Source organism: Leptolyngbya sp. FACHB-671 (assembly GCF_014695745.1).
Taxonomy (GTDB): Bacteria; Cyanobacteriota; Cyanobacteriia; order Elainellales; family Elainellaceae; genus JAAUTN01.
This window is the reverse complement of record NZ_JACJOV010000021.1, coordinates 1-3,650: the sequence shown is the minus strand read 5'-3', so window position 1 is coordinate 3,650 and position 3,650 is coordinate 1. Positions and strand designations below refer to the sequence as shown.

At 48.3% G+C, this 3,650-nt stretch carries 4 protein-coding genes; all 4 read right to left on the bottom strand.

Going from position 1 to position 3,650, the window contains the following annotated elements:
- Positions 1–166: 166 nt before the first annotated feature.
- Positions 167–823 (bottom strand): methionine ABC transporter permease, encoded by a 657-nt coding sequence (locus tag H6F93_RS00820; protein WP_190678323.1) that lies wholly within the window; start codon positions 821–823, stop codon positions 167–169.
- The gene (locus H6F93_RS34950) at positions 823–1,806 is read right to left on the bottom strand and encodes an ATP-binding cassette domain-containing protein (RefSeq protein WP_190678321.1); all 984 of its coding nucleotides are present in this window, start codon (positions 1,804–1,806) and stop codon (positions 823–825) included. Before H6F93_RS34950 ends, H6F93_RS00820 begins: the two co-directional genes overlap by 1 nt.
- A gap of 29 nt (positions 1,807–1,835) precedes the next feature.
- Entirely contained in the window at positions 1,836–2,717 is an 882-nt protein-coding gene (locus H6F93_RS00810; RefSeq protein ID WP_190678319.1) for a MetQ/NlpA family ABC transporter substrate-binding protein, read from the bottom strand.
- Between the two features lie 48 nt (positions 2,718–2,765).
- Positions 2,766–3,650: MetQ/NlpA family ABC transporter substrate-binding protein (locus H6F93_RS00805; RefSeq protein ID WP_242043249.1), on the bottom strand; the 885-nt coding region annotated here is incomplete at its 5' end.

Below are 3,650 nucleotides of genomic sequence, written 5' to 3'. Positions count from 1 at the left end.
GCTTTGCTTCACCACCTACAAGTTAGGCCCTTGCCACTCACCGATGCGAAGCGCGTTCTGCCACAAATTCACAGATCCTTGCGGAGGGGGACGAGCACGTCCCCTGCTGGGGGTTTTGGGAAACCTCCAAGGCTGTTTGGCTGTTCTCCAAGAAACTCCCCAAAAACTATCGCTTTCTCAAGCGAATAGCGAGGCGATCGCCCACATACTGAGCAATCTGCACCAGGATAACTAGCAATACTACCGTCACAATCATCACCGTCGTATCAAACCGCTGATACCCATAGCGAATCGCCAAATCGCCCAACCCCCCTCCCCCTACAACACCCGCCATTGCCGAATAGCTCAACAGGCTAATCACCATAATTGTGATACCTAGAATTAAGCTAGGCAACGCTTCAGGAATTAGTACTTTGAGGACGATTTGCCAGTGATTACAGCCCATCGACTGTGCTGCTTCAATTAAGCCGCGATCGACTTCTAGCAGTGCAGTTTCAGCGACTCTAGCAAAAAAAGGAATTGCTGCAATTGTGAGTGGCACCAGTGCCGCCGTGCTGCCGATGGTAGTGCCGACAATCAATCGCGTAAACGGAATAATTGCCACCAGTAAAATGATGAACGGGATCGATCGCCCCACGTTTACGATCGACCCCAGAACCTTCTGAATTGCAAAGTTTGGCAAGATATGATTAGGAGCAGTAATCACAAGTAGCAGTCCCAGGGGTAAACCAAACAGGACGGCTAGTAGGGCGGAAATTCCTACCATGTAGAAAGTTTCAACCGTCGCTTGCCAAAGACTTTCCATCAACACGGGATCAAGCATCAATGCACCTCATGCCTTAAATCTTGCACTTGAAGATAGTCCAACGCTGAGCGGACATCCTTACCTGACAACTCAACGTGAAGTTGTCCAACTCGCTGACCACCCACTGTATCCACAGTGCCGCTAATAATGTTGACATCCACGTCAAATCGTTTTGCCAAATCAGAAATGAGTGGCTGGTTGGCAGTCTCACCTCGAAAGGCGATCGTGACCAAGACGGAACCAGGGCGAGACTTAAAACCATTCCGTTGAGGAAACAGTTCTCTAGCAATGAAAGAATCAGGCTGCGCCGCCAACTCACTCACGGTTCCCTGCTCTATCACTTTTCCGGCTTCAAGAATGGCAACGCGATCGCATATTTGCTTAACCACACCCATTTCGTGGGTAATCAGCAAAATAGTCAAACCCATGTGGCGATTTAAGTCTCGCAGTAGCTCTAAAATGGAACGAGTTGTTTGTGGGTCTAGAGCAGAAGTGGCTTCATCACAAAGCAATACGTTGGGATTAGCTGCTAGCGCTCTAGCAATGCCAACTCGCTGTTTCTGTCCGCCTGACAACTGAGCGGGATAAGCACCTCCTCTACCTTCTAGCCCCACCAGCGATAGCAATTCTTCTACCCGTGTCCGCCGCTTTAAGCGGCTGTAGCTTATCAGTTCCAGTGGAAATGCAATGTTTTCAGCAGCAGTACGGGAACTAAGTAAGTTAAAGTGTTGAAAGATCATGCCAATCCGCTGACGGGCTCTTCGCAACCTTGCACCCGACAAAGCAGTGATTTCCTCATCTCCAACCCATACTGAGCCTGAAGTGGGTTTCTCCAAGCAATTGACACAGCGAATTAGAGTACTTTTGCCTGCGCCACTTTGCCCTAAAACACCGAACACTTCTCCTGCTTTCACCTCAAGACTAATACCATCTAGAGCGGTAATTTTTCCTTCTCCTCTCTGGTAAGTATAAATTTTGTATAGGTCACGGATGCTAATCACGGCTTTAAAGATGTGAGGAGTGAGGGTATTTAGAAAACGGGGATAACGGCTCCGTCATATTTTTCTTCGATGAATTCCCGTACTTGAGGATCAACCAGAAGTTCGTTGAGGGTTTGGATACGGGGATCGTTTTCTTGTCCGCGCAGGGTGGCTAGTCGGACGGCGTAGCGTGAGCCTTCTGGGTTTTCGAGGGCGATCGCATCCTCCCGTGTATTCATCCCTGCTTGCACCACGAAGTTGCCGGTAATGATAGAGACATCCGCATCATCTAGCGATCGCACCAGAGAAGGCGCTTCAATTTCAACAATTTGCAGGTTTTTAGGATTCTCAACAATATCCTTGGTGGTTGCCAGCTCTCCAACTCCCTCTCGCAGCGTAATCAGCTCATTCTCTGCTAAAAGCTGCAAGGCACGATTCAAATTCGTGACATCATTAGGAACGGTGATTGTAGCATTATCAGGAAGTTCATCTAGCGACTGAAACCGTTTTGAGAAGGCACCTACCGGGTTCAGGTGAATTGCGTTGAGCGGCACCAGATCAATCTCATGCTGCTTGCCAAAATCTTCCATAAATGGAATGTGCTGAAAGTAATTTGCGTCTAACTCGCCTTCCTTGAGAGCCAGGTTGGGCTGATTAAACTCATTAAATTCAACGATTTCAATCTCCAGCCCGGCTTCAGGAGCTAACTCATCTCGCACAAATGCCAGAATTTCCCCTGCCGGAACAGGCGTAACTCCAACCGTCAACACTTCATCTTGAGCAGGCTGTTCGCTTTGAGTGGTTTGCCCAGAGGATGTAGTTTCAGGAGTAGAGCAGCTTGAAACTAAGGTGGTTAATGTAAAAGCTGCCGCCAATAGAACAAATCGACGTTTGAGGGGTACAAAGTTAAATTGTCCTTGCTTTGAGTTCATCCTGTTCAACCTCATTGAATCGCTCAGGGTAGATGACTAAAATGCCAATCACAGTGCAGGAATCACGGAACCTTGATATTCCTCCTCAATGAACTGTTTCACTTCTTCTGAAGTGAGTAATTCAGCTAGCTTCTGCACGTTTGGGTCTTGCTCCCGGTCAGGTAAAACAGTGAGTACATTAGCGTAAGGATTGTCCTCGGCAGTTTCTAGGGCAAGAGCATCTTCACTGGGGGACAGGTTAGCCTGCAAGGCATAGTTACCGTTGATGATTGCCAGTTCTACGTCCTCTAAGGCACGGGGCAGTTGGGCGGCTTCTAGTTCAGCAAATTCAAGGTTTTTGGGATTCTCTTCAATATCTTGTACTGTCGCTTCTACACCTGCACCTTCCCGTAGGGTGAGTAGTCCCTGATCTTCTAAGAGTTTGAGCGATCGCCCCAAATTGGTTGCATCATTGGGAATGGCGATCGTTGCTCCATCGGGAACCTGTTCTAGAGATTCAATTTCGTTCGAGTAAATGCCTAGTGGCTCAATGTGGACGGGTGCGACAGCCACCATTTCAATTCCCCGTTCTGCGCCAAAATCTTCCATATAGGGAACATGTTGGAAATAGTTGGCATCAATTTGCTCGTCATTGAGTGCCAGATTAGGCTGCACGTAGTCTGAAAATTCTACGATCTCAATTTCTAAGCCAGCTTCCTCTGCCAGATTGTCTTTGACATACTGCAAGATCTGGGCATGGGGAACCGGGCTCACACCAACAGTTAGCGTTCCACCTTCTGCTTGTTCTGCTGCGGGCGATTCACCCGCAGGTGACTCACTCACTTCTTGGGAAGGAGTGCAGCTTGAAATGATAGTTGTAGCCGCGAAGGTGCTGGCTACAACTAAAAGAAATCGACGGCTAAGTGAAAGACGGACATTCTGGATCTTCATGAT

What these genes read in the sequence shown, in the direction of transcription:
- H6F93_RS00820 (WP_190678323.1), bottom strand. Translation starts at nt 823, where the DNA reads ATGCTTGATCCCGTGTTGATGGAAAGTCTTTGGCAAGCGACGGTTGAA.
- H6F93_RS00810 (WP_190678319.1), bottom strand. Translation starts at nt 2,717, where the DNA reads ATGAACTCAAAGCAAGGACAATTTAACTTTGTACCCCTCAAACGTCGA.